Source organism: Micromonospora sp. URMC 106 (assembly GCF_051386395.1).
Classification (GTDB): Bacteria; Actinomycetota; Actinomycetes; order Mycobacteriales; family Micromonosporaceae; genus Micromonospora.
The window spans coordinates 1-2,827 of the sequence record NZ_JBPQTP010000213.1 but is presented as its reverse complement, the minus strand read 5'-3'; the positions used below and the strand labels follow the sequence as shown (position 1 = coordinate 2,827).

Sequence of the window (2,827 nt, the reverse complement as noted above, 5' to 3'; positions counted from 1 at the left end):
CGCCCCGCCCACCTCCGGCTGGCCCGCCACGACCTCGGGCGGCACACCGGTCGCGGGCCGTCCCGCGCCGCTGCCGCCGGGCTACCGGCCCCCCTTCGCCCCGCACGGCCCGTACGCCGGGCAGACCCCCGTTCCGCCGCTGCCGCCGCTGCCGCCCGTCAAGCCACCGAAGCGGCCGCGTGAGCGGTCCCCGCTCGGCGCGGTGACCTTCTCGCTGATCTTCCTCGCCCTCGGCGTGGTCACCGTCCTCGACCTGCTGGACGTGTTCGACGTCCGCGCGTCGGCGTACTTCGCGGCCACGCTGGCCACCATCGGGTTCGGCCTGCTGGTCGGCACCTGGTTCGGGCGGGCCCGGTGGCTGATCGCGCTCGGCCTGGTGGCCGCCGCCGCGCTCGGGGTGGCCACCGTGACCGAGTCCTACGACCGGATCCGGGGCGTCGACGGCAACGTGACCTGGGCGCCCACCGACCACCGCGACCTCGCCGTCCGGTACGAGAACAGCTTCGGCGACGCCATCCTCGACCTGCGGGCGGTCGACTTCGACAAGAAGACCACCGAGATCACCGTCGCCATCAACTTCGGCGAGTGCACGGTGGTGGTGCCGCCGGGCGTCGACGTGACCACGGTGGCCGACGTCAACGCCGGCGACGCGGTCGTCTTCGGCAAGCGCTCCGGCGGGCTGGACGGCCCGCTGCGGGAGACGACCGACCTGGGCGCGGACGGCGCGGGCGGCGGCACGCTGCGCCTCTACATCCACGTGAACGCCGGCAACCTGGAGGTGACCCGGTGAAGGCCCACCGCACCGACATCGTGTCGTTCGCCTTCGGGCTGATCTTCGTCGGGCTCGCCGCGTGGTGGCTGCTCGCCCAGTTGCTCGGGCTCGCCCTGCCACCCGTCGGCTGGTTCCTGGCCGGCGCGCTGATCGTGATCGGCGTCCTGGGCCTGGTGGGCGCACTGCGCTCCGGGCGCTCCGCCGCCCGGAAGGACGCCACCCCGGCCGGCGACGAGCCCGCCGCCGCGGCCCCGGCCGGCGACGAGGCGGACCGGTACGCCGCCGCGGCCGACCCGACCGCGTGGGACCTCGACCGGGCGGCCCCGCCCGACGATCAGGCGACGTGGGGCGCTGGGCAGCCCGACTGGGGCCAGCCGTCCGACCGGGGCGGGCGGTCCGAGTGGGAGGTGTCCGCGCCGATGTCGGGCGGGCCCACGGCCGGCTCGCGGGTCGGGGACGAGGCCGACGAATGGCCGACCGACGCGGTCACCGACGTCCGCGCCGACGCGGTCGAGGACCGGGCCGCCGAGGAGGACGACCGGCCACGCCCGGCCAGCGGCCCGCCGGCCGGTGAGGAGCGTCCTCGCGGCTGACCACAGCGGTGCGGCCCGCGCCCGCAGCCGCCTATGCTGGCCGGTGGAGATCCCGCCTCCGCCGGCCGGCCCGCGCCGACCTGGCCGCCGAGCCGGCCGGACCGCGCCGTGGCGGTCCCGCCGCGCTTCCCGTCTCTACCCCGTCAGGAGCCCGTCGACATGACGCAGTCCCCCGCCGTGCGCACCACCGGCCGGTCCGGTCCGGTCCGCATCGGCGAGCGAGCCGCCCGTACGCTCGTCACCGAGCTCGCCCGGATGAACGACCCGAAGGCCGCCCTGCTGGTCGGCGCGGCGCCGGAGTCCACGGTGCTGGCCGCCGCGATCGACGCGCTGCTGCCCGGCGACACCCTCACGCTGGTGCCCGCCGGATCGACCAGCCCCCAGGCGTTGCGGGAGCACGTCACCGCCCAGGGCCGCTGGGTCGCCGACCGGGTCCGCGTGGTCGACACGCTCGCCGAGGCCGAGCCCGCCGCGGTGGTCATCGCCGGGGAACCCTTCACCGGCACGGCCGACGAGACCCGGGGTGCCGTCGAGGGCCTGGCGAAGTACCTCACCGACGGCGCGGTGCTCAGCGTGGCGACGACCGCCACGCCGGGGCGTACGGCGGGCGCGGCCGGGGAACTGGACCGGCAGGGCGCGCTGTACGGCGTCGGCACGGACCTGGTGCTGCGCAACACTCCGCCGCTGCGGGTGTACCGGCTCCGCTTCACCCCGGCAGACGCCGCCTCCGCGGCCCGGCTGGCCCCGGCGCACCGCCCGTCGAGCGTGCCGCTGACCCGCGGCATGCACATCGACTCGAACGGGGTCGCCGCCGCCGGCATCACGCTCGGCCTGGCCGCGCTGGCCCGGCTGGCCCGGCCGAAGTCGAAGCTCTGGCTGCTCCCCGCCGTGGCCGCCGGCCCGGTCGCCGCCTTCTTCCGGGACCCGGAGCGCGACGTGCCGGAGGACCCGTCGGCGGTGGTCGCCGCGGCGGACGGTCAGGTGCTGTCGGTGCAGCGGCTGCACGACGAGCGCTTCGGCGAGGGCGAGTGGCTGCGGATCGCCGTCTTCCTGTCGGTGCTGGACGTGCACGTCAACCGCGCCCCGGTGGCCGGCAAGGTGGTCGACTACTTCGTCGCCGACGGCGGCTTCGCCAACGCGATGAAGCCGGCGGCGGAGCACAACGTGGCCGCGTACACGGTGCTGGAGACCGCGCACGGCACGGTGGTCGTGGCGCAGCGCACCGGCCTGATCGCCCGGCGGATCGTGCAGCGGGCGCCGATCGGTTCGCTGCTGGCCAGGGGCGAGCGGTTCGGCCTGATCCGGTTCGGCTCGCGCACCGACGTCTACCTGCCGGCCGACGCCGCCGAGCCGCTCGTCGGCCCCGGCGACAAGGTGGTCGGCGGCTCGACCGTCATCGCCCGCTGGCGCTGAGCCGGACAGACACGGAAGGGGGGGGGGGGGGGGGGGGGGGGGGGGGGGG

Annotated in this window: 2 protein-coding genes and 1 pseudogene; all 3 read left to right on the top strand. The window is 76.9% G+C overall.

The genetic code is table 11. The annotated features are described in order from the left end of the window. A partial coding sequence (locus ACSNOB_RS31700) for a LiaF domain-containing protein (protein WP_436691090.1) occupies positions 1–790 on the top strand: 790 nt, incomplete at its 5' end. Next, a pseudogene (locus ACSNOB_RS31695) lies at positions 787–970 on the top strand (hypothetical protein); the annotation flags it as partial. The gene ACSNOB_RS31700 and the pseudogene ACSNOB_RS31695, both read left to right, overlap by 4 nt. 554 nt (positions 971–1,524) lie before the next feature. Beyond that, positions 1,525–2,778: a phosphatidylserine decarboxylase gene (locus ACSNOB_RS31690; protein ID WP_436691088.1), complete on the top strand. Its 1,254-nt coding sequence runs from the start codon at positions 1,525–1,527 to the stop codon at positions 2,776–2,778. The last annotated feature ends 49 nt before the right edge of the window (positions 2,779–2,827 follow it).